We start from the raw sequence: 24,720 nt of genomic DNA, 5'->3' as shown, positions 1-24,720 counted from the left end.
TTTTCTGTGAGCACTCTGCAAGAGCGCGCGGGAATGGTTATGTAACCCGACCGGGAAATTATATGATTAAAGCTCGATTGAACCTAAGACTCTGATGACTATCTGATATGCCACCACCACTCCATCAATTCGCCAACATTGTCGCCCTCGGTGGAGGTCATGGTTTGGGACGCTTGCTGTCCGCGCTGCAAGGTGTTGGCTCTCGGCTGACGGGTATCGTCACCACCAGTGACAATGGTGGCTCATCGGGCCGATTACGCCAGACACAGGGAGGCATTGCCTGGGGTGACCTACGCAACTGCATCAACCAACTGGTGACCGAACCCAGCACCGGCAGCCGCTTGTTCGAGTATCGCTTCAGTGGTGAAGGCGAACTGGCTGGACATAATCTGGGCAATCTGATGCTGCTAGCACTGAACCACATGTCAGTCCGCCCTCTGGAGGCGATTACCCTCATCCGGCACATGCTAGGGGTACAGGCCCAGATCATCCCGATGTCAGAAACACCGACCGACCTGATGGGATTGAGCGCTTGCGGTACCCGGGTGTTTGGCGAAACATCGATCGATGCCTGGCATGACTTGCCCGAACAATTGCTGCTCTCCCCCGCCGTACAGGCCACACCAGAAGCGGTCGATGCTATTTTGCGGGCGGATCTGTTGTTGATTGGCCCTGGCAGCTTTCTTACCAGTCTGCTGCCACCGCTATTGGTTCCTGAGTTGGCACAAGCCATTCGCCGAACTCAGGCGACCTGCCTCTTTTTAGCTAACTTGGAGCCGGAGCTGGGGCCGGGAGGGCAACTGTCACTCGAGGAGCAAGTCCGTTGGCTGACCCAGGTCACCCAACGCTCGCTGGATGCAGTCATAGCCGGGCCCCATGCTCCCGAGCTGGAGATCCCCTGCTTCCGGGTGCCCCTTGCAGAGTCGGGATGTCGCTGGCGCTATGACCGAACCCGCTTACTGGCGGCACTGGAGACTTTCGCCTGGCAAACCAGACATAAGGATCAGGCCGGGTGAACCACCGGAAGCAGAGACAACAAAGCTGCGCAACTGGCAGGGAGACTGATTTGCAAGTTAGCAACCTCTTGCTCCATCACGGTCCACGCCTGCTGGCGACAGCCATTTTCCAATGCCAACGCTTCGTCATGACAGCGCATAGAGCCATAAGTGGCACACACAGACTTGAGGGTATGCGCCAGCAACAGCAGGTGCTCGGCATCGCGCGTCCGCAGCGCGTTTACTAACGCATCCAGGTTTTTCTGGCCATCTTCGACAAAGATGGCAACTAATTGCGGCAACAACTCTTCACCGGCATCCCGGCCCAGTTGTGCGAGGATCTCTTCATCGATCCATTGCATGATGGTAACTCTCCCGTGCTCACAGGACTTTCTTATTTATGGTTATCGGGCAGCAGCCCTTGTTCCTGCCATCCCTGTAGTTTGCGATACAGAGTGGAGGGACTGACCTCCAGCAGACGCGAGGCATGGGGGATATTCCCGCGACAGGCCTCGATAGCCTGAAGGATAGCGTCTCGTTCAACCACAGCCAAGGGGCGAATGGAACCCTCACTGGCAATAGTCGCCTTCATCAGAGTCTGCGGCATCGGCTCCGGCGTCTGCGCAGGCAAGTGATGGTCTTCCCGCAACAGAGCGGGCAGCATATTCAGCGTGACATCCAATCCGTCGTGCAACACCACAATTTGGCGGATCGCGTTCTGTAGTTGGCGAATATTGCCCGGCCAGTGATAGACCAATAAGGCACGGCGAGCCTCGTCACTGAAGCGTAAAAAACGTTTACCCTCCTCCCGTGCAAAGTTTTGTAAAAAAACCTCGGCAATGCGCAGAACATCATCACCGCGCTCGCGAAGCGGAGGAAGTTGCAACGGAATGACATGCAGCCGGTAATAGAGATCTTCCCGAAAACGCCCCGCAGCGACTTCGAGGAGGGGATCCCGATTGGTGGCACAAATAATCCGCACATCCACTTGTTCAGTGATGGAAGAGCCAACTTTTTGAAAGCATCCGGTCTGCAAAAAACGTAGCAGTTTGCTTTGCAGCTCCAGATCCATTTCACACACTTCATCCATAAACAGGGTGCTGCCATGGGCACGCCCGGCGGCACCAATCCGCTCACTCACTGCACCGGTGAACGCGCCTTTGACGTGGCCAAAGATTTCACTTTCCATCAGATCCTTGGGGATCGCCGCACAGTTCAACGCCACCAAGGGCCGGTTATGACGTCCACTGAGCCTATGAATCGCTTCCGCACAGACTTCTTTACCGGTACCACTTTCCCCGGTAATAAAGATGGTAGCGCGCGAAGAGGCGGCGGTTTCTATGGTGTGATAAACCTCCTGCATGCTAACGCTGGCACCGACAAAACCTTCAAATTGGTCACGGGGATAGACGTTCTGATAGCGGCTGACCAGCGCATTCAAGCGGCGATACTCAATGGTATTGCGCAGGGTGACGCGCAGGCGATCGGCATCGACAGGCTTGGCAATAAAATCATGAGCCCCCAGGCGCATGGCATCCACCGCCATGTCCAAAGAGCCATTGGCGGTCATGACAATGGTGCTGATCCCCAACGCCGATGCCTGGACATGCTTGAGGATTTCCATCCCGGACATATCGGGCAGATGCAGATCCAGAAGCAAGATATCTGGCTGCAGCAGCGGCAACTGCTGCAATGCCTCGGCACCACTGGCCACCGAGATCAGCGTCACTGCTTCATGTTTGAGATAGGCTTGATAAACGGCGCTGAGCGGGGCTGAGTCCTCCACCATCAACACCGTGGGGATCTGGTATTCCATGTAACCTCCCGGCTGTCAGGCGCTAGGGTACCTGTCTCGGGAATGAAGGACAAGACAACGCGGTGAGCCCGGCGGTCAGCCCTTTCTTTTTTATGCACTTGCGTCAATGCTTAAGGCAGCTCCCCTCTAGAGCATCACTCACGATGGGAATCAGATGACAACACATCTTCGCCGCCGGATCGGTTTCGGTTTATTCTTACTGCTACTGCTTCCACTCGGCTTCTACGAAGCCAGGTCTCTGCTTGCCTCCTCCTCACAGCGTTTGAATCCAGCGACACTTCAGTCTCTGGTCATCAGCTATCAGTGGCAACTGCAACAACGCCTGGTACAGGCCGTCTCGGCGACCCAGCTCCAAGCACCTCTGCCACCCGAATTCAGTGCCTACTGGCAAAAAGACCAACAAACCTGGCAGGGCAAGCGCCGCGTCCCTTCACTGGCTGAAGCAAGCTGCCCTCCCGCGCCAGGACGCATCATCCCCCTTGCTTCGGCACACAGGATCCAGCTCTATCTGTGCATGGAGCAGCCGACGCAAAAGCAGCTGTTCTTACTGAACGTGCCAGCATTGCTATCGCAACCATTGGCCCTCGAGACGCTCTCACTGGCGTTGGTCGATCCAGAACAGCAGCGCCTCTTTCAACTCGATGCCCATTCGGGTGATCTGCTGACGACACCGATCCTTAAGGACTCTCCCCACCAGCCCATGCTGACCTCGACCAACAACACTCAGCTGGGCACCACGCTAGATGCCAGCTGGGTCACCACATCTTTTGGCTGGCGCCTGGTCTTGCTACAACATCACGAGCGCGATCCATGGCATTGGCTCTGGTTGACCGCCACCCTGGGACTATGTCTGCTGCTGAGCTGGACCCTACCCGCCTGGCTCGGCGGTTACATCTACCGCCGTTTTCGTTATCTGACCCAGGCTGCCGCCCAGATAGCCTTAGGTAACTTCACCTTTCGACTACCATCCGAAACCCATGATGAACTGGAGTTAATCAACACAGTTTTCAACCGGATGCTCGATGAAATCCAGATCCAGAAACAGCGTCTGCAGGAGCAAAATGACGCCTTGCAAGCTGGCAACGAAAGCCTGCAGGAAACCTTGGAAACCGTGCAAAATATGCAAAGTGAACGCTTTGTCACTGCAAGTAGTATTTTGCAACATGCCGAATCGCAAATTTTACGCCAGCTTCTCAAGTGGCCCATCCAGCAGATGACCGAGCTGAGCCATCGACTCCAGCAACAGCAAGAGCTGCTGGATAGCCAGCTCCACCAGACGGCCATCGACCGCAATCAACTGCATCAGTCCAGTCAGAACGCTCTGGCGCTGTTCGAGCAACTGCAAATCAAGCTAAACCAAGCCCATGACTTACTGGATCACTATCGGCCCGAAACCAATAAGGAGGACCTGGGGGAAAAGCAACACATCCATCTGGCACCGCTACTGCAGGAAACTGTCCATCGTTTGCTGCCGCACTGGCAGCCACAAGGCCACCAGGTGTATATCCGCTGTTCGCCCCACATCACCCTCGACAGCTATCCACTGGCCATTGCTCAGGTGATCAACAACCTGATGATGAACGCACTACACCACGGTTTTACCCCCGACGATGCCGGAGAGATCGTGATCAGCGTGAAGCAGGATGCGCAGCATGTGGTGATTACATTCCGTGATAATGGCTGTGGGATACCGGTGAAGCTGGAAGAGAAGCTGTTTCAACCGTTTCAGAGCGCCAACCCGGGCACAACGGGCAACAGTCTGGGGCTTTACCTGACGCGCCAACTCATACAGCAACTGCTCAACGGCAGCATTATCTACCAGCCTACCGAGTCACCCGGCGCCTGTTTCATCATCACACTGCCACTGGATGTCGCGGCCGAACAACCCGGGATCTAGACCGGATTGTCGATATCGATAAACTGCACCTCGAGCCCACACTCTGCGGCCAGCCTCTCGCCAAGGGCCTTGACGCCATAGCGCTCCGTGGCGTGATGCCCTGCCGCATAAAAATGGATCCCCATCTCGCGCGCGACATGCACGGTTTGTTCGGAAACCTCACCCGAAAAGAAAGCATCAATGCCCTGCTCAGCGGCAAGAGTGATATAGCTTTGTCCACCACCACTGCACCAAGCGACGGTACGAATGGGTGTACCTTCCTGCCCGATGCACAACAAGGGCTCCCGCCCCAGAGCCGAGGTCAGCCGCTGGGCAAATTGCTCGGCACTGACTGGCGCAGCCAATTCGCCGACCAGCGACAAAGAGCGCGGATTATCGTTCTCCAGTGGACGAACGACCTGAATATCCAGCAGTCGGGCCAGCTGTGCGTTATTGCCCAGAACCGGATGTGCATCGAGCGGTAGATGGTAGGCATACAGATTGATGTCGTGCTGTAACAGCGTCTGCAGACGCCGTTTTTTCATGCCGCGGATCTGTGCCGACTCCCCGCCCCAGAAGTATCCATGGTGGACCAAAATCGCATCGGCTTGCAGCCGCACTGCCTCATCCAGCAACGCCTGACTGGCAGTTACCCCGGTGATCAGACGCCGGATTTGCTTTCGCCCCTCCACTTGCAAGCCGTTTGGGCTGTAATCCTTGAATTGGCGACTCTCCAGCAAGGTATCCAGGTATGTTTCCAGTTGCAGATTATCCACGACAAGGCTCCGAACCATGATTGATGCAGGGGACAATAAAAAAAAAGAGGTGAAGAATCACCTCTTTTTTGTAGCGCTTCCGAAGGAGCGTTTTCTTTAACCCAATGGACTATAGGCAATGACCTTGGCCGAGGTGCCGGCAATCTGGCTGACTCGAGGCACCAGGCTGTCCAGCTTGGCACGGGAAACATCTGGGCCCACGGTCACCCGGTACAGGGTCGATCCACCACTGCGGAATGAACTGACATTAGCGGGAAAACCGCTGGCTCTCAGCTTACCTACCAGCACGCGCGCATTATCGCCACTGGAAAACACACCCGCCTGAATGGTCCAGGCCGCACGGCTGGTCGCCGATGAAGAGGATAACGGTTTAGCCTGCGGCGCCTGATACTTATTCACTGCACTCCCGACAGAGGTCGGTTGCGCTTCCACAATCTCGACGAAGGGCTTAATTTGTCCCGCTTGCAGCGTGGGCTTGGCTGGCTTCGGCTCGACCGGTTTCACCTCGCTCGGAGCGACAGCTGGCTGCGCTTTGGTTGTCACACTTTGCGACTCAACCTTGGGTTTTGCCGGTTCGGTCGCGGCAGGCTTGACCGCAACTGGTGCCTGATTAGCCGCCACAACAGTTCCAGGTTGCGCTACAACCACTTGACCTGCCGTATCGTTGCCCGCCACTACGGTTGGGGCAACCTCATCCACCGACCACTGCTCGTCAGGCGCCTGATTGACCACAACGCCCTCTGGCGTCGCCATGCCAGCACTTGCCGAATGAGCCATTTGCGTCGCCGTCGCCGCAGAGATTGCGGGCAAAGGGGCCGCCGCATCTGGACGCAGGGGAACGCTGGCAATCGGATCATGATGATTCGAGCGCTTGCCACTCAAGAGATCTGGCAAAAAGATGACCCCTAAAGAAACCAGAATCACAGTTCCTATCAGCCGGTTCTGAAATTGCGTTGCCAAGATTAACTCCCTAATGTTCCTGTGATATCCAATTCTTCTGCCATCACATCCGCAACCGTATAAAACGATCCCAAGACGATGATTTCATCCTCTGCTCCGGCAGTCGCCAGCGCAGCTTGATAAGCAACCCGTACCGAGTCGTAACAATACCGCATGGCATCGAGGGGCAGCATCGCAGCTAACTCATTGGCCGTGGCGGCTCTGGGGCCCTGCAGATCGGCCAGATACCAGACATCCACCCACTCGCTCAGTTCACCCAGTGTGTGCAGGATGTCTTTGTCCTTCAACATCCCGGCGACGGCTAATCGGCGACCCTGGCTCGGCTGCTGACGTAATTGCTGCGCCAGATAATGAGCCGAATGCGGATTATGCGCCACATCCACGATCACGGAGGGCTGCTGCCGCAACCGTTGCATGCGCCCGGCTAATCGCGCCTGACGCAAACCGGCATGCAGAGCCGCCTCATCCACCACCAATCCCAACTGCTCAACCACCGCCAGCGCGGTCACCGCGTTGTCCAGGGGTAACTGTGGGTAGGGCAATCCCGACCACTGCTCGCGCTGGCCATGAAAAGCCCAACTCTCTTCGGACTCGGTGCGCCAAAAATCTTGTCCAACCTGTAACAAATGAGCACCCAGGGCATGCGCGGTCGCTGCCAGGGTTGCCGGAGGTTGCGGCTCACCGGAGATAGCCGGTTTCTGCGCCCGGAATATACCCGCCTTTTCGGTGGCAATCGCCTCCCGGGTATCCCCCAACCAATCACAATGATCCAGCGCTATGCTGGTGACAACCGCCAGATCCGAGGCCACCAGATTCGTGGCATCCAGCCGACCGCCTAATCCGACTTCCAGTAACACCAGATCAGGAGCCGCTTCGCGGAACAGCCATAACGCCGCCAGGGTACCGTACTCAAAGAAAGTCAGCGAAATATCCTGACGCACCGCCTCGATCGCCGCAAACGCCCGGCACAGATCCCCATCGGAGACATCTTGCCCATCCAGCCGCACTCGCTCGTTATAACGCAACAAGTGGGGGGATGAGTAGACCCCGACCCGATAACCGGCAGCCCGATAAATGGCTTCCAGCAAGGCACAGGTCGTTCCCTTGCCGTTCGTCCCGCCAACCGTCACGACGCGACACGGTAAGTGACGCAGCGCCAAGCGGTCAGCCACCAGACCGACACGATGCAATCCCAAGTCGATGACGCTGGGATGCAGCTGTTCTAAATAAGAAAGCCAGTCAGATAATGACTGGCTTTGCGCCATTACGGATTGCGTCATGACAGAATCAACTATTCCTCAAGCACAGAGACATGCATCAGCTTGCCGAGCAGAGCCGCTAACCGATCTCGCATCTCCCGACGATCGATGATCAGATCGATGGCACCTTTTTCCAGCAAAAATTCCGAGCGCTGGAAACCTTCCGGCAATTTTTCACGCACGGTTTGTTCGATGACGCGGGGACCGGCAAAACCAATCAGCGCCTTGGGCTCACCGACGTTGATATCGCCCAGCATGGCCAGACTGGCTGACACACCCCCCATGGTCGGATCGGTCAGTACGGAGATGTAGGGTAAACCTTCCGCACTCAAACGCTCCAGCGCCGCACTGGTCTTGGCCATCTGCATCAACGAAAAGAGCGCCTCTTGCATCCGCGCACCACCCGAAGTGGAGAAACAAACCAGACCACGGCGCTCCTTGATACAGGTCTCCACCGCACGCACGAAACGAGCGCCAACCACGGACGCCATGGAGCCGCCCATGAACGAGAATTCAAAAGCACAGGCCACCACAGGCACCCCTTTGACCTGCCCCTTCATGGCAATCAAGGCATCTTTTTCATTGGTCTCTTTTTGCGCGGCAGTGAGGCGATCCTTGTAGCGCTTGGAGTCTTTGAACTTCAACACATCTTGTGGTTCCAGTTCAGTTCCCAGCTCCAGACGATGATCGGCATCCAGAAAGCGATTCAACCGCTCACGGGCACCAATGCGCATATGGTGGCTACACTTGGGGCAAACGTGTAAATTGCGCTCGACTTCAGCTCGGTACAAAACCTGCTCACAACCATCACACTTGCTCCATATCCCTTCCGGAATATTATGACGGCGGGCGTTATCGCTCTTCGGAAGAATTTTCTCAAGCCAGCTCATGAAATACCTTTATTTCATCATCCAGAATTACCAGGCTGCTGTATCGGTTCATCAAATTAACCAACTCAGCAACGGCACATGACCGAGCATTTAAGCACAAGTCATTCGTTTTGTTTACTTAAAACTGGTCGTACCCGGGGCATTGTCCGGTAACCAGAGTGGTCCCAGTGGCAGGACGGGTAAGCCGAAATGCTCCGGATAAGTCACATCGACCAGATACAGCCCCCCTGCTTTCGCCGTAGCGCCGGCACATTCCCGATCCCGAGCGGCAAGCACATCGGCAATCCAGCTCTCAGGTTGATGCCCCATTCCCACCTCCAGCAAGGAGCCAGTGATGTTACGCACCATATGGTGTAAAAACGCGTTGGCACGGATATCCAGAATCACATAAGGCCCCATCCGCGACACGGCCAGGTGAGTGATATTGCGCCATGGCGTTTTCGACTGGCATTGTACGGCGCGGAATGAGGTGAAATCGTGCTCGCCCAACAGGCATTGTCCGGCTTGATGCATCAGTTGCGCATCAATTTCGCCATGATAGTGACTGAGGCCACCGCCCAATATCGCTTGGCGTAAATTAGCGTTCAGGATGATATAGCGATAGCGTCGCGCCGTGGCAGAGAAACGAGCATGAAATTCATCGGGCACCACTTGGGCCCACCGCACCGCGATATCGCGAGGCAGATTGGAATTAATGCCCAGGGTCCAGGCCGATAGGTTGCGCTCAGCATGGGTGTCAAAATGCACCACCTGCCCGGTCGCATGCACACCCGCATCGGTGCGGCCAGCACACTGAACCTCGACCGTATGATTGGCGATTTGCGACAAGGCACGCTCCAGCTCAGCCTGGATGCTGTTTACCTCGCGTTGCCGCTGCCAGCCAAAATACCGACTGCCGTCATACTCGATGCCCATGGCGATGCGCATATCTGTTCCTTCGCTCTATTACTTCGGGCCGCGATTATACGAGATGCGCCCCAAAAAAGAAGCGGCGACCGAGGTCACCGCTTCATCTCCAGTCTGACGATCAAGCCAGACGCTTGAGCAGACGCTGGGCATCGTCTTTTTGCTGGCTGGTCCCATTGGCCATCACTTCATTCAACAGCTCAATGGCACTGCTCTTGTCGTCGATCTCCAGATAGGCTCGCGCCAGATCCAGTTTTGCTCCCAGCTCTCCGTCCGCATCTACATCGACGCTATCCCCCTCGGGTAACACTTCAGGGAACTCATCCAGGCCGACATCCAGAGACAACCCCTGATAAGGCTCATCGCTTTCGGTTGCCAGATCCGCTTCGGCCAGCAGTTCGTCGATCTCCTTGAACGATGGTTTAGGTTTGACCGCCGGTGCCGATTGTGCGAGCAGCGCATCAATGTCATCCATATCGACCGGCGCGTTCAGCGACTCAGCCGTCTCCTCGTTGTACCAGTCAGCGGCCGGGGCCTCGGTGGCTTCCGTACTGGCTTGCAGCTCGAGGGATGCCAAGCTGTTCTTGAGATTAATTTCTTCCTCACTGGCAGAGACTGGCTCACTCTCCAGCACTTCAATCTCGGTCTCGCTATCATCGCTCCCCTCCAGATTAACAAAGGAAGGGTCACTCTCCAGTTCATCCATATTACTGAACAGTGCATCCAGTTCGTCATTGGAGAGATTCAGATTTTCTCGAGGAACGAACTCATCATCCGCCACCACCACCGGCTCAGGCATCAAAGGCGCGGCAGCAGCCGAGCTCAGATCCGCTGCAACAGGCTGAGTCTGGGTTTCACTCACCCCCAGCGCTGACAAAAACTCGGATTCATCCAGCGGTTCGCTCGCTCCCCAATCTGGCTCGGAGATTGGTGGTTGGGATTCAGGAGCCGAGACCGACAAATCCAGATCCAGGTCCTCATCCAATCCTAAATTGCCACCCCGAGGTTCAGAGCCTAAATCCGGGACCAGCTCGGAATCTGACGAATCACGACGAGACGCTGATTCACTCAGGGCGAACGAGCCAGGAATGGAGAAGGCAGGCTCCTTGCGCTCATCCAGAATGATCTCCGGTTGCGGTTGCAAGGTTTCATCCTGCTGCTCCAGATCGGGCAGATCACTGATCGCCACCATATCGGCAGCCAGCAGATGATCAAAGTGGGAATCCCCCTGCGCCATCAGCAAGTCGGTGGACTCGGCATCCTCGAGCTCACGAGCCGCCTGATCCCGTTTGCTTCTGGCCATCCACCAGAGGCTCACCAGCGCCAATGCCAGCAAGAACGGAAGTAGAAGAGTCAATGCCAGGTTCAGCGGGGTGGAGACTAACTGGCTCCAGAAACCACTATCCGCTTCTGTAGCCGGCGCCGTGTCCGCCGCCGAGACCACGGGTTCAGCTGGCGCGGCCACCTTGGCTTCCAGCAATGTCTTCAGCTCAGCCACGTCCTGTGTCAGTTTGGAAACCTGAGACTCTAACTGACCATTGGCTTTGCTCAACTCCTCAATTTTACCTTTATATTCATCCTGTAAAGCCGGTCCTGCGGGTGCAGTAGGAGCCGCAGACGAGCTCTGGGCCACCAAGGCGGTCACAGCGGCATCCACATTATCCGACACTGTGCTAGCTGAACTAACAGCCGCAGCCGGTGTGCTGGCAATCACCACCTTGTCGCTGATGACATCGGCGGCGGCAGAGACGGCCGACACGGCAGCCGCTGTCGTCGCGACGTCCGTGCTGGTACTTGCAGCGGACACAACCGGTGCCGGTTCCGCCGCGGCAATACCGGGTTTCTCCGGCGTCAGCTTGACCACAGGTTTGGCAACAGGAACGGCAGCAACCGTGGTATCCACCGCAGGCTCGGCCTTGGGTGACAGCTTGACCACGCGAGTGGATGTCGAACTGGTACGAGCCGGTAAAGCCATACCATTCCGCCGCACAACCTGCTGTGCCTGAGCCTCGCTTTCGCTCTGGATTTGCGCCAGCGTCGGCAAATTCAGTCGAGAGCCCTTGTACAACCCACTCAGACGCCCGCCGGCAAATGCCTGAGGATTCTTGCGATAAATCGCCAATAGTGTTTGATGAATGGAAACCTGACTGCTCGGTCTTACCTGTTGGGCAATCGACCACAGGGTATCGCTGCTCTTGACCGGACCGTACACTCCCGCCGAAGCACCATCATCGATAACCGCAGCGTCTACACCTTCCGTCGCCAAAAACGGCTGCGGAACACCTACCTTGAGCGTGGACTTTTTCGGTACCGGCTTGGCGAGCGGCTTCGCCTGGACAGGTTTCTGCTCAATTGGCGTTGCAAGCGGTTGACTGCTAGCCGGTACCAGAGGCGAAACCTCGGTTTTATCCGGTCCCTTGATCTCGATATAAAACTCATCCAGCTGTTCCGCCGCATGCAGTGGCGCAGCCAGCTGCATAGCAAGCGCGACAGCTAACGCCAGACGGGAGAAGTGCAGTCCCATAATCGTTCCTTCGTGATAGGCCTACCAATAACGTGGGGAAGGCAGAGGCAAGACAGCTCCAATATAAAACACTCCCCCGCGCTGTACCAGTGAGATACGGGAGGAAGATTATTACCGTAAGTCTAGGAAAAATCTGATTTGATTGATATTTTCAGATAAAAGACGGGCCGCTGAATGCGGCCCGGGTCACATCACAGATGGTCCTGGATCAGGCTTTCAGCAATCTGCAGGCAGTTGAGCGCTCCGCCTTTACGAATGTTGTCCGTCACCAACCAGAAATTAAAACCTTGAGGGTGAGACTTATCCTGGCGCAGACGAGAGATAAACACCCCACTTTGTCCTGCGCCATGAGTAACCGGCGTCAGCAATTCGTCATCAATGAGGCTCACTCCGGGGGCGGCCTCCAGAACCCGTTTAATCTCTTCCCGATCGCAGCCGTGCTGGGTCTCCAGATGCACAACCTGGCTATGACCGTAAAACACCGGGACGCGGATGCAGGTCGCATTCACCCCGATGCGCTCATCCCCCAGCAAGCGCTGAGTTTCGCTCTCCAACCGTTGCTCCTCCAGTGTAAAACCGTCGTCAGCAACGCTATCGATCTGCGGCAACAGGTTAAAGGCAATTTGCGCCTCGTAAGTGTGAGACTCGGCAGGACGGCCATTGAGTAAGCTGGCGGTTTGTTTGGCCAACTCCTGAATACCGGCTTTACCAGTTCCCGACACCGACTGCAGACTGACAATATTCACTCGCGCCACACCGACTTCATCGTGGATCGGCTTCAACGCCAGCATCAGCTCCGTCACGATGCAGGTCGGGCTGGCCACAATATTGCGCTGGCGAACATCCGCTAACTCGTCACTGTTCACTTCAGGAATAATCAGGGGCACCGAGAAGTCATCCCGGAAATGCAGACTGTTGTCGATCACCACGCAGCCAGCATCCGCCGCGATCTGCGCCCACTCGGCACTGGCCGCCGAGCCGGCCATAAAGAATGCCAGCTGCACCTGGGTCCAATCAAAATCGGCAACCGGCTCCACGCTCAGGGTTCGTCCGGCAAAACGCACGCTCTCCAATTCACTCTCATTGGCGACCAGCGGATAGAGAGTACCGACAGGAAACTCGCGCTCTTCGAGCAACTCCAGCAGGGTTTCACCACCCAGACCATCCACGCCCAGAATGGCAATATCAAAACGCTGGCTCATTGTTTAAACCTCATCATGTTGCTTGTTAATTGGAGAATGATTGATCGCTTACGGAGAAACCAAGCGCCGTCAGGCGTGGATCCGCAGAGCCCTGCACCCGCAGGGAGGACCATTCCCGACGCTCGGGATACTGTTTGCGCATCGCATCGAAACTGGCAGCGCCCTGGTAAGCCATCCGGAAGCGGGCGTCATCGCGCCGCACATCGTACACCAGATGGACTAGTTGCTTGATGTGAGCTGCGCTCAGCGGATCCTGCACCTGCACCTGCGACACTGCGGGTGCTGGCAGCAGGGCTTGCCATGTCCGGGTAAGGGGCAGCCCGGCAAACTGGCAATAAGCCTGATACAACTGATAAGTACCCATGATCTTGCCTTCCAGGCTGTAACCGGCGATATGCGGGGTCGCTAACTCGGTGAAAGGGATCAGCTCCTGCAGAATATCCGGCTCATGCTCCCAGACATCCATCACCAGTCGTAATGGCTCCGCCGTTTGCTGACGCAAGAGCAGCGACAGGTTATCCCAGACTTCGCCGCGGCTGGCATTGATCAAGAACTGACCGGCAGGTAGTTGTGCAATCCGCTCGGCATCCAGTAAATGGCGTGTCGGATGGGGCCCGTCATCGTCCAGGGGGACATGAAACGACACCACATCGCAGGCCAATGCCACGTCGTAGGAGACAAAGACTCGGGGATCCCCCGCCTCAGCCAACGGCGGATCACACAGGCAAACCTGCATCCCCAGCGCCTGGGCCTTGGCTGCGACCGAAGAGCCGGTATTCCCCGCCCCTATGATGCCCAGCGTCATACCCGCCAGACAGAGCTGATAACGTTCGGCCAATACCAGCAAGGCGCTGATGACGTACTCGCCGACGCTGATCTTGTTACACCCCGGCGCGCTGCTGAAGGCAATGCCACGGGCCGCCAATGCCTCTTGATCGATATGATCGGTGCCTATGGTCGCCGTGCCGACAAATTTCAGCCGCCGGGCTTGCGCCAGCAACGCGGTATCGACCCGGGTCACTGAACGCACCAATAACACATCGGCATCGGCGACCTGCTCTGCCGTCATCTGGCGACCCGGAACCCGGACCACCTCACCGAAGTCGGCAAATAGCACATCCGCCACAGGCATATTCTCATCAATCAAGATCCGCATTGTCTCTCCTTCTATCGGTAAGCGTTCGGTCAGGCCCAGTCCCCAAGGCCCATCATTGTAGCCATATGTCCCCGAATTGGGCAGCATCCATCACTGACCACCTCGCGGCGGCCAGTGATGACAAAACTCGATAAATTCAGCCAGGACAGGATGCAGATACTTCTCCTTATGCCATGCCAGTCGCAGCGGGCGCTGGATCCCAGGTTGCAAATCCAGTACCACCACGCGTCCATCCTGGACCGCCGCGGTGGCGGCAAGCCCGGAGAGCAGACACAATCCCAGCCCCGCAGCTACCGCATTCAAAATAGACTCGGTGGTATTCAGCTCCAGTCCGGCCTGCCAACTCTGCAGATGGGATCCGATCAAGCGCTGGAACTGCTCGCGACTCCCAGAGCCTGGCTCCCGTAACAGCCAGCGCTGCTGCTCCAAATCCGCCATGCTCAAGCGCCCGGCCTGGGCCAGCGGGTGATTGGGGGCGGCAACGACTTGCATACTATCGGGCATCCACTCCTGCAGACAGAGGTTACTATCGCTGCTGCTGCCCTCCAGCAGGGCCATATCCAGACGAAAATCAGCGAGCTGCCCCACCAGGGTACGGGTGTTACTGATCTCGATTTTAAAATCGACATCCGGGTGATTCTGCAGAAAATCAGCTAGCAAGCGGGGAAGCAGGTAGTTGCCGATGGTATGGCTGGCCCCGATCCGCAGGACACCACTGGCACGATCGGAGCGCTGGAACAGGTGTTCTATGGTGTCCAGTCGCTGTAGCAACTCATCGGCCAGCGGCAACAACTGGGCCCCCTGGGTATTGAGCTGCAGACGATTGCGGACCCGATCAAACAGTCGGCAGTCGAGTTGTTTCTCCAATTCCTGCAGCGACATGCTGGCTGCCGCTTTGGTAATAAACAGCCGCTCGGCGGCCTCCGCCAGATTTCCAGCTTGTACGACGGCGACAAAAAGCCGTAATTGTTTCAGTGAAATATTCATATCGTTCAGAAATACTAAACACGGGGTTCAGTTGATTCAAATATTCTTAAATTATGCCACGTCTTATCATGACTGCCATCATCGCGTGGCAGGAGCATAAATATGTTCAAACGGGTACAACATAAATTGACTCGACTCCCCACCCCACTGGCGGGCTTGGCCCTCGCCATTGCCGCCCTGGGCTGGTGCTGGGAAAACGCTCTGCCGCTGCAACACTACGCCAAGTGGAGTGGCGCGCTCATCGCCACTTGTTTGCTACTCAGTCTTAGCATCAAATTTGTGCGCTTTCCCCGTCTGCTGCGCGACGATTTGGCTCATCCGGTGGTTGGCAGCGTGGTGCCAACCTTCGCCATGGGCTGGATGCTGGTATCCAGCAGCGTTGGACAATGGCAGCCCGTGCTGGGACAAGCGATCTGGCTAGGTGCCATCACTCTGCATCTGGTATTCCTGGGCTGCTTCATCCATTACCGGGCCAAAAAATTTGCCCTGCACCATATGCTGCCGAGCTGGTTTGTACCGCCGGTCGGGATCATAGTCGCCGATGTCGCCTTTCCCGGTGGCGCCTTGCAACCGCTGGCGGACGCGCTGCTGCATCTGGGACTGGTCTGTTATGCCATCCTATTGCCGATCATGATCTATCGCCTGATGTTTGAGCGGGATATTCCGGATCCGGCCAAACCCACCCTCGCCGTCCTGGCCGCTCCTGCCAGTCTGTGCCTGGCGGGTTACCTGACCGTGACCCAGGAGCCATCGGCTCTGATGGTCGCCCTGCTGGCGAGTATTGCCGTGCTAATGACCGCAATAATTTATGTCGCCTTCTTCTCATTGCTGCGCTTGCCGTTCAACCCGGGATACGCCGCTTTTACCTTCCCCATGGTGATCGGGGCGACGGCCTTATACAAACTGGCGACACAACTGAGCCGATGGCAGCTGGATGCTAGTAGTATTCAGCTGGTGCGGCATCTGGCGCTAGGTGAGCTCATGATTGCCACTGGGGTCGTCGGTTATGTCGCCCTGCGCTATCTGCTGCATTACGGCCGCAAAACACAGTCTGGCTTGGCACAGGAGCTTGCCTGACACTCCGCCAGCTCTGCCAACACAGCGCCCGCCTACCCTCGACCATCAAGAATCAACCAGCCCATGGATATCGCAAAGGAGATGACTCAGCAGATGAGCTAACCAATGATGACCTGGTGGGGTAAATCGCAGGCAAAACAAAGGGGACCTCTCGGTCCCCTTGATGTATGACAACGCCTTGATTACTTAGCCACGGTGCAGGGCTTCAGATACCAGATGTTGTCCGCGTAGTCCTGGATGGAGCGGTCGGAGTTGAACTTGCCCATGGTGGCAGAGTTCACGATCACGGCCTTGGCCCATACCTTCTTGTCGCGGTACATGGCATCCACTTTCTTCTGGGCTTCGGAGTAGGACTCGAAGTCGGCCAGAGCCAGGTAGGTGTCACCGCCATCCAGCAAGGCACGCTTGATGGAGGAGAGCTCACCAGGACGGCCCGGAGTAAAGAAGTCAGTGTCGAACCAGTCGAGCACAGCCTTCAGCTCAGGGTTGGCATAGTAGTAATCCCAAGGATTGTAACCACCGGCCTTCAGTGCCTTCACTTCATCCACTTCCAGACCGAAGATGGCATTGTATTCAGCGCCCGCTTCTTCGGCGATTTCGATGTTCGCGCCGTCCAGAGTACCCAGGGTGATAGCACCGTTCATCGCCAGCTTCATGTTACCAGTACCAGAGGCTTCGTAACCGGCAGTGGAGATCTGCTGGGATACGTCAGCCGCCGGGATCAGCTTCTCAGCCAGGCTCACACGGTAGTTCGGCATGAACACAACCTTCAACTTGCCCTGAATGCGCTCATCATTGTTCACACGCTCAGCAACCTTGTTGATGGCGTAGATGATGTCCTTGGCCAGTTTGTAGCCAGGAGCCGCCTTGGAGCCGAAGATGAACACACGCGGATGCATGTCATAGTCCGGGTTGGCCAGCAGACGACGGTACAGAGCCATGATATGGATCAGGTTCAGCTGTTGACGCTTGTACTCGTGCAGACGCTTGATCTGGATGTCGAAGATCGCCTCAGCACTCACGTCGATGCCGGTTTCAGCCTTGATGACCTTGACCAACTTCTGCTTGTTCGCCAGCTTGATGTCCATGAAGCGCTTCTGGAACGCCGCATCATCGGCATGAGCCAGAGCACCACGCATCTTGTCCAGCTGCAGTGGCCATTCGTTACCGACAGTTTCGGTATACAGGGCAGCCAGAGCCGGGTTACAGGAGAGCAACCAGCGACGCGGAGTCACACCGTTGGTGACGTTGCACATCTTCTCAGGCCACAGTTCGGCAAACTCCGGGAACAAGTCTTCCTTCACCAGCTTGGAGTGGATTTCGGCAACACCGTTGACCTTGTGGGAGCCGATCACACACAGATTACCCATGCGGACCTTGCGCGCGCTGCCTTCTTCAATGATGGACAGCTTGGCCTTGATGGCATCATCGCCTGGCCACTTGGCTTCAACCTTGTCTTCCAGGAAGCGACGGTTGATTTCGTAAATGATTTCCAGGTGACGTGGCAGTACACGTTCAAACAGATACACAGCCCACTTCTCCAGTGCTTCTGGCAGCAGAGTGTGGTTGGTGTAAGAGAATACCTTGTAGCAGATGGCCCAAGCGGCATCCCATTCCAGCTCTTCTTCGTCGACCAGGATACGCATCAGTTCCGGGATGGCGATAGTCGGGTGAGTATCGTTCAGTTGAACCGCGATCTGATCGGCAAACTTGCTGAAGTCATTGCCATGCACGCGCTTGTAACGACGCATGATGTCCTTCAGGGAGCAAGCACAGAAGAAGTACTGTTGCACCAGACGCAGGATCTTACCGGCTTCGGTCTCGTCGTTCGGGTACAGAACCTTGGAGATGGTTTCGGCTTGAGCCTTTTCAGCCTGGGAGTCGATGTAACCACCGGCGTTGAAAACGTCCCAGTCGAAGAATTCAGAGGCACGGGATTCCCACAGACGCAGGATGTTGACGGTCTTACCTTGGTAACCTACAACCGGGATATCCCACGGCAGGCCCTTGATCTTCTGACCGGCGTGCCAGACCTTCTTCATCTTGCCGTCTTCGCCAAATACGGTTTCAACATAACCGTACAGCGGAATTTCCTGAGCAGATTCAGGGCGGCAGATTTCCCAAGGGTTGCCATATTCGCGCCAGGAGTCTGGACGCTCGATTTGGCGGCCGTCGCGAATTTCCTGACGGAACAGACCGTGTTCGTAGTGGATACCGTAACCAACGGCTGGCATGTTCAGCGTGGCCAGTGAGTCGATGAAGCAAGCAGCCAGTCGACCGAGGCCACCGTTACCCAGCGCCATATCCGGCTCTTCTTCACACAAGTCGGCGATGTCGATGCCCAGATCCTTGAGTGCATCACCGCATACTTCGTACAGCGAGAGGTTATGCAGATTGTTGGCAGTCAGACGACCCATCAGAAATTCGGCAGACAGATAGTGAACTGCACGGGTATTTTCCTGGAAGTGGGTTTGCTGAGTCTGAGTCAGACGCTCAAACACCAATTCGTTTACTGCAGCGCAGGTAGCCTTCCACCAAGCTTGTCTGCTCGCTTTTTGCTCGCTGGTACCCAGCGTGGAGCGCAGGTGGTGAACGATATCCTGCTTCAACTGCTCTTTATTCAGGGCGCTGAGCTGTTCAACTTTTTTCTTCGCCATAACCGATTTCCTTCGTTACTCGAGAGTAGTGAGCCAAATTTCAGGCTGCCGGGCGTGAATTATAAGGGCTGTAGATCCGGCAGCAGAATACTAACCAAAGGTCTGACCCCAAAATATAACCCAGGTCACATTTTTTTCTGGTAAACGGATACATTGCTCATGAAACTATTTTCAGAAAACAAATAATTCCAAAAAAACAAAAAACCAATTAAATCAAATATTTAATCAAATATTCACGTATGAAAAGGTTATTTTCATCCCCTGAGCTTGAAATGTTCTGAAAATACCTGAAAATACGCAACAATTTCATCCCGCGAGAAAGCGATTTCAACATCGGAATGTCGACATATTATTTTATCCCCTACCATTAAATGGCCTCGCTTCAGCTTTCTAAACTACACCAGCGAACAGACTCAGACAAATTTACTATTTTGTAACAATTCGGTATCTGTGGAATATTTCCCCGGAAAAGTTCTATTTTGGTGCATCACCCATCCATCATCCGATCGCACCCCAGAGACAAGGCTACCGATAGGAAGTGACACACTCACAGCAGAATCAAGCCTCCTGACACAGGTTCCGATGAAGCGATGAACGAAAGGTTACTGTACCGCAGAAACAAAAACGCCAGCGATAGACAATCGCTGGCGTGATATTGGTGCCTAATGAACCCTCAGGTATCAGACACCTGCTTTGGCCAGGGCAGCAGAGACAATTTCTTGCGCCTCTTTCTGGATCCGATCCAGATGGGCTTCACCCTTGAAGCTTTCCATATAGATCTTGTAGATAGACTCAGTGCCACTCGGCCGAGCCGCAAACCAGCCGTTTTCGGTGACCACCTTCAAACCACCGATCGCCGCGCCATTGCCGGGAGCCGCCGTCAGCTTGGCCAGAATGGGTTCACCGGCCAGTTCAGCCGCCTCCACCATCGCCGGATCCAGCTTGGAGAGCACATTCTTCTGCTCGGTGTTGGCAGGCGCATCGATACGACGATACAAAGGCGCGCCAAAGCGGGTCGTGAGCTCATCGTAGTGAGTCTGCGGATCCTTACCGGTCACCGCCAGAATTTCAGCGGCCAGCAAACAGAGCAGGATACCATCCTTGTCGGTGGTCCAAACGCTACCATCCTTACGCAGGAAGGAGGCACCCGCACTCTCTTCACCACCGAAGCCAAAGCTGCCATCAAACAACCCGTCTACGAACCACTTGAAGCCTACCGGTACTTCTTTGAGTTCACGGTTAATGGAAGCGGCAACCCGATCGATAATCGATGAAGAGACCAGCGTCTTGCCGACGGCGGCCTGTGCCGGCCAACCCGGTCTGTGGGTAAACAGGTACTGGATGGCCACGGCCAGATAATGATTCGGGTTCATCAGACCCGCCTTGCAAACGATGCCATGACGATCGTTATCCGGATCGTTCGCCACCGCGATATCGAACTTATCTTTCAGGTCAATCAAGCTGGCCATAGCCCAGGGGCTGGAGCAGTCCATGCGGATCTTGCCATCTTTATCCAGCGTCATGAACGAGAAGGTCGGATCGACCGCATAGTTGACGACTTCAATATTCAGACCATAGGTCTTGGCAATCAGATCCCAGTAGGCCACACCGGCGCCACCCAGCGGATCAACCCCAATCTTGACCCCGGCCTTCTTGATGGCCTCCATATCGATCACCTGAGCCAGGTCATCGATATAAGGCGTCATCATGTCCAGTTCCTGAACGTTAGCCAGCTTGCGAGCCTCGGCAAAACCAACGCGCTTCACGCCGGCAAGCCCTTGTTCCAACAGTTCGTTGGCGCGGTTTTCTACCCACTTGGTGATCTCGCCTTCCGCAGGGCCACCATGAGGCGGATTGTATTTAAAACCACCATCTTCCGGCGGGTTATGGGACGGCGTAATGACGATGCCATCGGCCTGGTCCGCATGACCGGCGCCGTTGTAGCGCAAAATGGCATGGGAAATCACCGGCGTCGGAGTATAACCCAGGCCCTTTTCAATAAAGACTTGCACGCCATTGGCGGCCAGCACCTCAACAGCAGAAGCCAGGGCGGCTTCTGATAAGGCATGGGTATCCATACCGATGTACAAAGGACCCGAGATCCCCTGAGCGGCACGATACTCGGCAATCGCCTGGCTCACCGCCAGAATATGGGACTCGGTAAAGGCGCTGAGCAAGGCACTACCGCGATGACCCGAGGTACCGAACGCAACGCGTTGTTCCGCCTTGCTCATGTCAGGTTTGTTCAGGTAATACGCAGACATCAGACGCGGAATATTAGTCAGGTCTTCCAGACGGGCCGGTTTCCCGGCATGGGAATGTTGAGCCATATGATTACTTCCTGATTGTATTTGTGAATTAAATCTTCTCGCACACCTGCTCGATGAACTCGGCTGAGTAGCCCATGGCCGTCATCAACAGACCAACAATATTGCGCTTGCGCCCGGTATTGGTATTGGAGATGACCCAGTACGGCGTGCCTGGCACTGGTTTCGGCTTAGTGGTATTGCCGGTGGCTCGCAGCTCTTCTTCGGTACGCGCAAAATAGATACGCTTGCGGCCCTTGATTTCGGTCGCGTTGGTAAAGGCATCCGGGTTGGCTTGATAGAGGGAGCTCAGGATCAGCATGAAACGGTCGATGGCACTCTCCTTGGCCGCCAACTCACTGCTATTGAGCAACTCGGAGAGTTCAACTGTTTGGACAAATCCAGCGACCGGCGACTCTTCTGTTTCAGAATACGCAGACAAATAAGTCTCTTCGCCATTGAGTGGCGTCATGCCAAGCAGGCGACGCAAGATTTCAGAAGCACTCTCTCCGATATGCTGGGTTTGGCGGGCTATGTAGCGATAGAGCTCTTCATCAACCTCAATGGTCTTCATACAGTTGGGTCACCTCGTGAAAAACAAACGCGCGGATTATACATCGCCAGGGGAACAAGCCCAACAGATGGCCTGTGCTTTTGCGACGATGACAAGGGGTTGTCGAAGAACTATTCGGCATCTTGCGTGCCAGAGCATCAGCAACTGCCTGGAATATGAGCTTTAGGTTACAATGAGGTTCCAAATTTGTTAGCACTGACTCGAGGTACGCTCTTGTTACATTACCGCCATCAAGGAGTGACCTCTGCGCCTCCCGTTGTGTTATTGCATGGATTGTTTGGCGATCTGGATAATCTGGGAGCCCTCGCCCGGACACTGGCCAGCCACCATCAGGTCATTCAGGTCGACTTACCCAACCATGGCGCATCCCCACAATCGGCAGATATGCATTGGGCATCCATGTGCCAGCAATTATTAGCGCTCCTCGACCATCAGGGTTGGGATCAGGTCGGCCTCGTCGGGCACTCGCTGGGAGGCAAACTGGCGATGCAGTTTGCGTTACGTTATCCGCAACGGGTCACCCACCTGGTGGTGGTCGATATTGCCCCAGTCCGCTACGCCCCGCGTCATGAGCGGGTCATCGCCGCCTTGCAAGCGGTTGCCAAACATCCAGAAGCCAGCCGGAAAGAAGCCGATGGCATCATGACCCCCTGGCTGGCGGATGCCGGTGTGCGGCAATTCCTGCTCAAGAGCTTTGATCCCGGCAAGGGATGGCGTTTTAACTTGTCAGCACTGGTGGATAACTACCCGACGCTCATGGCCTGGGAGGAATGGTCAGGAGTGTTTGACGGCGCCACCCTGTTTATCAAGGGAGGGAGTTCGGATTATCTGTTGCCGGAATATCAAGCCCGGATCCTGACGCTCTTTCCGGGCGCCAAAGCCCGGATCATCGCGGAAGCGGGCCACTGGCTGCATGCCGAAAAGCCGGCGTTGTTCAACAAACTTGTTGTGGATTTCCTGTCGACAAGCCGTTAACAGCGGCTTCAAGCTTATGCTATAGTTCGCGCCCTGATGCTCAACCCCGCCGTAGACAAGCACTCGAATCGAGTCACGGTATAGAGACACAGGCCCGTTGCTAAATGGGGCTGGAGTCTGGGTTGATCAGCCTGGTCATTCAGGATGAAGCGAATACCTCGCATGCTCCGAGCAGGCATGAGGGTGATGAGTTCATCGTTTGGTTGGTTCTGCAAGTGCGACATACCCAGGTATGACGAAGTACACAGCTGAGCCGGATTGGGTCAAGTTCGTAGTAGATGTAGCATGGCAAAACACCAAGAAGACCGAACCACCCTGGATCTGTTCGCGGAAGAAAAACGCCCGGGTCGCCCGAAAACCAATCCGCTACCCCGAGCCTTGCAGTTGAAGGTGAATAAACGCAATCAGCTCAAACGAGATAAGGCCAACGGCCTGCGGCGGGTAGAGTTGAAGGTTGAGGCCGAGTTGCTAGAGCAACTCAACGAGTTGGCGAGACGGCAGAACCTGAGTCGAGCGGACCTGATCCAGTTAGTATTGAAGCAACATATCGAAACAGAGACTGTGCACCAGTCCCTGGCTTAATTCATAATCAACCATCATTTAACACCAAGGGTATACAACCACTATGGCAAGTGTAGGTCTGTTTTTCGGTAGCGATACCGGTAATACGGAAGCCGTGGCAGGCATGATCCAGAAAGAATTGGGCTCACATCTGGTCGATGTCTTCGATATCGCCAAGAGCACCAAGGCCGATATCGAGAGCTTCGATCTGCTGATCCTGGGGATCCCGACCTGGTACTACGGTGAATCGCAGGCTGATTGGGATGATTTCTTTCCGGAGCTTGAAGAGATCGACTTCAACAACAAGTTGGTCGCTATCTTCGGGTGCGGCGACCAGGAAGACTATGCCGAGTACTTCCTCGATGCGATGGGCACCTTGCGTGACATCATAGAGCCCCGCGGCGCCATCATCATTGGCAACTGGCCGACCGATGGCTATCAATTTGAAGCCTCCAAGGCGCTGGTCGATGACAAGCACTTTGTCGGCCTAGGCATCGATGAAGACCGGCAACCGGATCTGACTGCCGCCCGCGTGGAAGCCTGGTGCAAGCAGTTGTTTGACGAGATGTGTCTCGCCGAACTGCAATAAACTTCTGGCCCGCTACTGCGGGCCTGTTTTATGGTGAACCCCCAACTTACTTGAACGGGTACCCATGTCGATGCTGTTTATCTCTGGCCTGACCAATGTTGAAACCACGGTCGCCATTCCAGGATTTCCCCTCCCCTATGCTCCGGTGCACTATCCCTTTCACGGCATCCAGAGCACAGTTTCTGGCGTGGGCGTCAACGTTGCCAAGGCATTGCATCGTTTGGGGCACAGTACCCAACTGCACAGTCTGATTGGCCCGGATCTGGCGGGTGACACCGTCATGATGGCCCTCGAGCAAGCTGGCATGTCGACGCACGGCATGAGCCGGATCCTGAGCGCCACCCCGCAGAGTGTCATCCTCTATGATCCTGACGGCCGCCGACTGATCCAGGTCGACTTGAAGGAGTGTCAAGAGACACCATTGCCTGACGGCTATGAGCCCTCCCTGCAGCAGTGCGAGCTGGCGATTTTATGCAACATCAACTTTTCCCGCTCCTTACTGGCCACCGCCAAACGGTTGAACAAGCTGATTGCCTGTGATGTCCATGTCCTTTGACATCCTCCCCCACCTTCGCGCTTCGCGTCTCAGGAGGGGGATTCCCATTACTGGGTGATAGCTGCTCGCGCAGTACCT

General features: G+C 55.7%; 21 protein-coding genes. 7 read left to right on the top strand and 14 right to left on the bottom strand.

Annotated elements, in window-relative coordinates:
- Window positions 1–107 precede the first annotated feature (107 nt).
- Complete coding sequence (gene yvcK, locus ACYVG7_RS16445) at window positions 108–1,016, top strand: uridine diphosphate-N-acetylglucosamine-binding protein YvcK (RefSeq protein ID WP_460884175.1); 909 nt, start codon at window positions 108–110, stop codon at window positions 1,014–1,016.
- Here yvcK and ACYVG7_RS16440 read toward each other — a convergent pair.
- Together ACYVG7_RS16440 and ACYVG7_RS16435 are read right to left on the bottom strand one after the other, a co-directional pair.
- Entirely contained in the window at window positions 1,004–1,357 is a 354-nt protein-coding gene (locus ACYVG7_RS16440; RefSeq protein WP_460884174.1) for an Hpt domain-containing protein, read from the bottom strand. The genes yvcK and ACYVG7_RS16440 overlap by 13 nt on opposite strands.
- Window positions 1,358–1,389: 32 nt before the next feature.
- Window positions 1,390–2,811, bottom strand: a complete 1,422-nt coding sequence (locus ACYVG7_RS16435; RefSeq protein ID WP_460884173.1) for a sigma-54-dependent transcriptional regulator — start codon at window positions 2,809–2,811, stop codon at window positions 1,390–1,392.
- 154 nt (window positions 2,812–2,965) lie between these two features.
- Here ACYVG7_RS16435 and ACYVG7_RS16430 point away from each other — a divergent pair, with 154 nt between their 5' ends.
- Window positions 2,966–4,708, top strand: a complete 1,743-nt coding sequence (locus tag ACYVG7_RS16430; protein WP_460884172.1) for a sensor histidine kinase — start codon at window positions 2,966–2,968, stop codon at window positions 4,706–4,708.
- Here the strand turns inward: ACYVG7_RS16430 and ACYVG7_RS16425 are convergent.
- The 9 genes from ACYVG7_RS16425 to ACYVG7_RS16385 all read right to left on the bottom strand — a co-directional run bounded on the left by ACYVG7_RS16425 (window position 4,705) and on the right by ACYVG7_RS16385 (window position 15,347).
- Window positions 4,705–5,481 (bottom strand): Nif3-like dinuclear metal center hexameric protein, encoded by a 777-nt coding sequence (locus tag ACYVG7_RS16425; RefSeq protein WP_460884171.1) that lies wholly within the window; start codon window positions 5,479–5,481, stop codon window positions 4,705–4,707. The two genes, ACYVG7_RS16430 and ACYVG7_RS16425, sit on opposite strands and share 4 nt — an antisense overlap.
- A 78-nt stretch (window positions 5,482–5,559) precedes the next feature.
- The gene (locus ACYVG7_RS16420; RefSeq protein WP_460884170.1) at window positions 5,560–6,423 is read right to left on the bottom strand and encodes an SPOR domain-containing protein; all 864 of its coding nucleotides are present in this window, start codon (window positions 6,421–6,423) and stop codon (window positions 5,560–5,562) included.
- A 2-nt stretch (window positions 6,424–6,425) separates the two neighbouring features.
- The gene (gene folC, locus ACYVG7_RS16415) at window positions 6,426–7,703 is read right to left on the bottom strand and encodes a bifunctional tetrahydrofolate synthase/dihydrofolate synthase (RefSeq protein ID WP_460884169.1); all 1,278 of its coding nucleotides are present in this window, start codon (window positions 7,701–7,703) and stop codon (window positions 6,426–6,428) included.
- Between the two features lie 11 nt (window positions 7,704–7,714).
- Window positions 7,715–8,572, bottom strand: a complete 858-nt coding sequence (gene accD / locus ACYVG7_RS16410) for an acetyl-CoA carboxylase, carboxyltransferase subunit beta (RefSeq protein ID WP_460884168.1) — start codon at window positions 8,570–8,572, stop codon at window positions 7,715–7,717.
- Window positions 8,573–8,686: 114 nt separating this feature from the next.
- Complete coding sequence (gene truA, locus ACYVG7_RS16405) at window positions 8,687–9,499, bottom strand: tRNA pseudouridine(38-40) synthase TruA (protein WP_460884167.1); 813 nt, start codon at window positions 9,497–9,499, stop codon at window positions 8,687–8,689.
- Between the two features lie 100 nt (window positions 9,500–9,599).
- Entirely contained in the window at window positions 9,600–12,002 is a 2,403-nt protein-coding gene (locus ACYVG7_RS16400; protein WP_460884166.1) for a FimV/HubP family polar landmark protein, read from the bottom strand.
- Window positions 12,003–12,193: 191 nt separating this feature from the next.
- Entirely contained in the window at window positions 12,194–13,204 is a 1,011-nt protein-coding gene (locus ACYVG7_RS16395; protein WP_460884165.1) for an aspartate-semialdehyde dehydrogenase, read from the bottom strand.
- A 25-nt stretch (window positions 13,205–13,229) separates the two neighbouring features.
- On the bottom strand, window positions 13,230–14,360 hold the full coding sequence (locus tag ACYVG7_RS16390) for a 4-phosphoerythronate dehydrogenase (protein ID WP_460884164.1): 1,131 nt from the start codon (window positions 14,358–14,360) through the stop codon (window positions 13,230–13,232).
- A gap of 90 nt (window positions 14,361–14,450) precedes the next feature.
- Window positions 14,451–15,347 carry a LysR substrate-binding domain-containing protein gene (locus ACYVG7_RS16385; protein ID WP_460884163.1) on the bottom strand — a complete coding sequence of 299 codons (897 nt, stop codon included), beginning with the start codon at window positions 15,345–15,347 and terminating at the stop codon, window positions 14,451–14,453.
- 102 nt (window positions 15,348–15,449) lie between these two features.
- Here ACYVG7_RS16385 and ACYVG7_RS16380 point away from each other — a divergent pair, with 102 nt between their 5' ends.
- Window positions 15,450–16,424 carry a TDT family transporter gene (locus ACYVG7_RS16380; RefSeq protein WP_460884162.1) on the top strand — a complete coding sequence of 325 codons (975 nt, stop codon included), beginning with the start codon at window positions 15,450–15,452 and terminating at the stop codon, window positions 16,422–16,424.
- Between the two features lie 182 nt (window positions 16,425–16,606).
- Here the strand turns inward: ACYVG7_RS16380 and ACYVG7_RS16375 are convergent, their stop codons facing one another.
- The 3 genes from ACYVG7_RS16375 to seqA all read right to left on the bottom strand — a co-directional run bounded on the left by ACYVG7_RS16375 (window position 16,607) and on the right by seqA (window position 21,961).
- On the bottom strand, window positions 16,607–19,081 hold the full coding sequence (locus ACYVG7_RS16375; RefSeq protein WP_460884161.1) for a glycogen/starch/alpha-glucan phosphorylase: 2,475 nt from the start codon (window positions 19,079–19,081) through the stop codon (window positions 16,607–16,609).
- Between the two features lie 680 nt (window positions 19,082–19,761).
- Window positions 19,762–21,411: a phosphoglucomutase (alpha-D-glucose-1,6-bisphosphate-dependent) gene (gene pgm, locus ACYVG7_RS16370; protein ID WP_460884160.1), complete on the bottom strand. Its 1,650-nt coding sequence runs from the start codon at window positions 21,409–21,411 to the stop codon at window positions 19,762–19,764.
- 28 nt (window positions 21,412–21,439) lie between these two features.
- A complete protein-coding gene (gene seqA / locus ACYVG7_RS16365; RefSeq protein WP_460884159.1) occupies window positions 21,440–21,961 on the bottom strand; it encodes a replication initiation negative regulator SeqA in 522 nt (173 codons plus the stop codon).
- A gap of 186 nt (window positions 21,962–22,147) precedes the next feature.
- On the opposite strand from seqA, the gene ACYVG7_RS16360 reads away from it, so the two are divergent.
- From ACYVG7_RS16360 to ACYVG7_RS16345, 4 genes are all read left to right on the top strand, one after another.
- Window positions 22,148–22,936, top strand: a complete 789-nt coding sequence (locus tag ACYVG7_RS16360; protein ID WP_460884158.1) for an alpha/beta fold hydrolase — start codon at window positions 22,148–22,150, stop codon at window positions 22,934–22,936.
- Window positions 22,937–23,221: 285 nt separating this feature from the next.
- Window positions 23,222–23,518: a LexA regulated protein gene (gene ybfE, locus ACYVG7_RS16355; RefSeq protein WP_460884157.1), complete on the top strand. Its 297-nt coding sequence runs from the start codon at window positions 23,222–23,224 to the stop codon at window positions 23,516–23,518.
- A gap of 43 nt (window positions 23,519–23,561) precedes the next feature.
- On the top strand, window positions 23,562–24,086 hold the full coding sequence (gene fldA, locus ACYVG7_RS16350) for a flavodoxin FldA (RefSeq protein ID WP_460884156.1): 525 nt from the start codon (window positions 23,562–23,564) through the stop codon (window positions 24,084–24,086).
- Window positions 24,087–24,150: 64 nt separating this feature from the next.
- On the top strand, window positions 24,151–24,642 hold the full coding sequence (locus ACYVG7_RS16345; RefSeq protein ID WP_460884155.1) for a carbohydrate kinase family protein: 492 nt from the start codon (window positions 24,151–24,153) through the stop codon (window positions 24,640–24,642).
- Window positions 24,643–24,720 lie beyond the last annotated feature (78 nt).

The organism is Pseudaeromonas pectinilytica, assembly GCF_054780855.1.
The sequence above is the reverse complement of the archived record's forward strand: the minus strand, read 5'-3'. Positions and strand labels throughout refer to the sequence as shown.

Coding starts and splice junctions, on each gene's coding strand:
- ACYVG7_RS16440 (WP_460884174.1), bottom strand. CDS start 1,357: ATGCAATGGATCGATGAAGAGATCCTCGCACAACTGGGCCGGGATGCC.
- ACYVG7_RS16395 (WP_460884165.1), bottom strand. CDS start 13,204: ATGAGCCAGCGTTTTGATATTGCCATTCTGGGCGTGGATGGTCTGGGT.
- ACYVG7_RS16425 (WP_460884171.1), bottom strand. CDS start 5,481: ATGGTTCGGAGCCTTGTCGTGGATAATCTGCAACTGGAAACATACCTG.
- seqA (WP_460884159.1), bottom strand. CDS start 21,961: ATGAAGACCATTGAGGTTGATGAAGAGCTCTATCGCTACATAGCCCGC.
- ybfE (WP_460884157.1), top strand. CDS start 23,222: ATGGCAAAACACCAAGAAGACCGAACCACCCTGGATCTGTTCGCGGAA.
- accD (WP_460884168.1), bottom strand. CDS start 8,572: ATGAGCTGGCTTGAGAAAATTCTTCCGAAGAGCGATAACGCCCGCCGT.
- fldA (WP_460884156.1), top strand. CDS start 23,562: ATGGCAAGTGTAGGTCTGTTTTTCGGTAGCGATACCGGTAATACGGAA.
- ACYVG7_RS16430 (WP_460884172.1), top strand. CDS start 2,966: ATGACAACACATCTTCGCCGCCGGATCGGTTTCGGTTTATTCTTACTG.
- truA (WP_460884167.1), bottom strand. CDS start 9,499: ATGCGCATCGCCATGGGCATCGAGTATGACGGCAGTCGGTATTTTGGC.
- ACYVG7_RS16345 (WP_460884155.1), top strand. CDS start 24,151: ATGTCGATGCTGTTTATCTCTGGCCTGACCAATGTTGAAACCACGGTC.
- pgm (WP_460884160.1), bottom strand. CDS start 21,411: ATGGCTCAACATTCCCATGCCGGGAAACCGGCCCGTCTGGAAGACCTG.
- ACYVG7_RS16400 (WP_460884166.1), bottom strand. CDS start 12,002: ATGGGACTGCACTTCTCCCGTCTGGCGTTAGCTGTCGCGCTTGCTATG.
- ACYVG7_RS16375 (WP_460884161.1), bottom strand. CDS start 19,081: ATGGCGAAGAAAAAAGTTGAACAGCTCAGCGCCCTGAATAAAGAGCAG.
- ACYVG7_RS16385 (WP_460884163.1), bottom strand. CDS start 15,347: ATGAATATTTCACTGAAACAATTACGGCTTTTTGTCGCCGTCGTACAA.
- folC (WP_460884169.1), bottom strand. CDS start 7,703: ATGACGCAATCCGTAATGGCGCAAAGCCAGTCATTATCTGACTGGCTT.
- ACYVG7_RS16390 (WP_460884164.1), bottom strand. CDS start 14,360: ATGCGGATCTTGATTGATGAGAATATGCCTGTGGCGGATGTGCTATTT.
- ACYVG7_RS16435 (WP_460884173.1), bottom strand. CDS start 2,811: ATGGAATACCAGATCCCCACGGTGTTGATGGTGGAGGACTCAGCCCCG.
- yvcK (WP_460884175.1), top strand. CDS start 108: ATGCCACCACCACTCCATCAATTCGCCAACATTGTCGCCCTCGGTGGA.
- ACYVG7_RS16380 (WP_460884162.1), top strand. CDS start 15,450: ATGTTCAAACGGGTACAACATAAATTGACTCGACTCCCCACCCCACTG.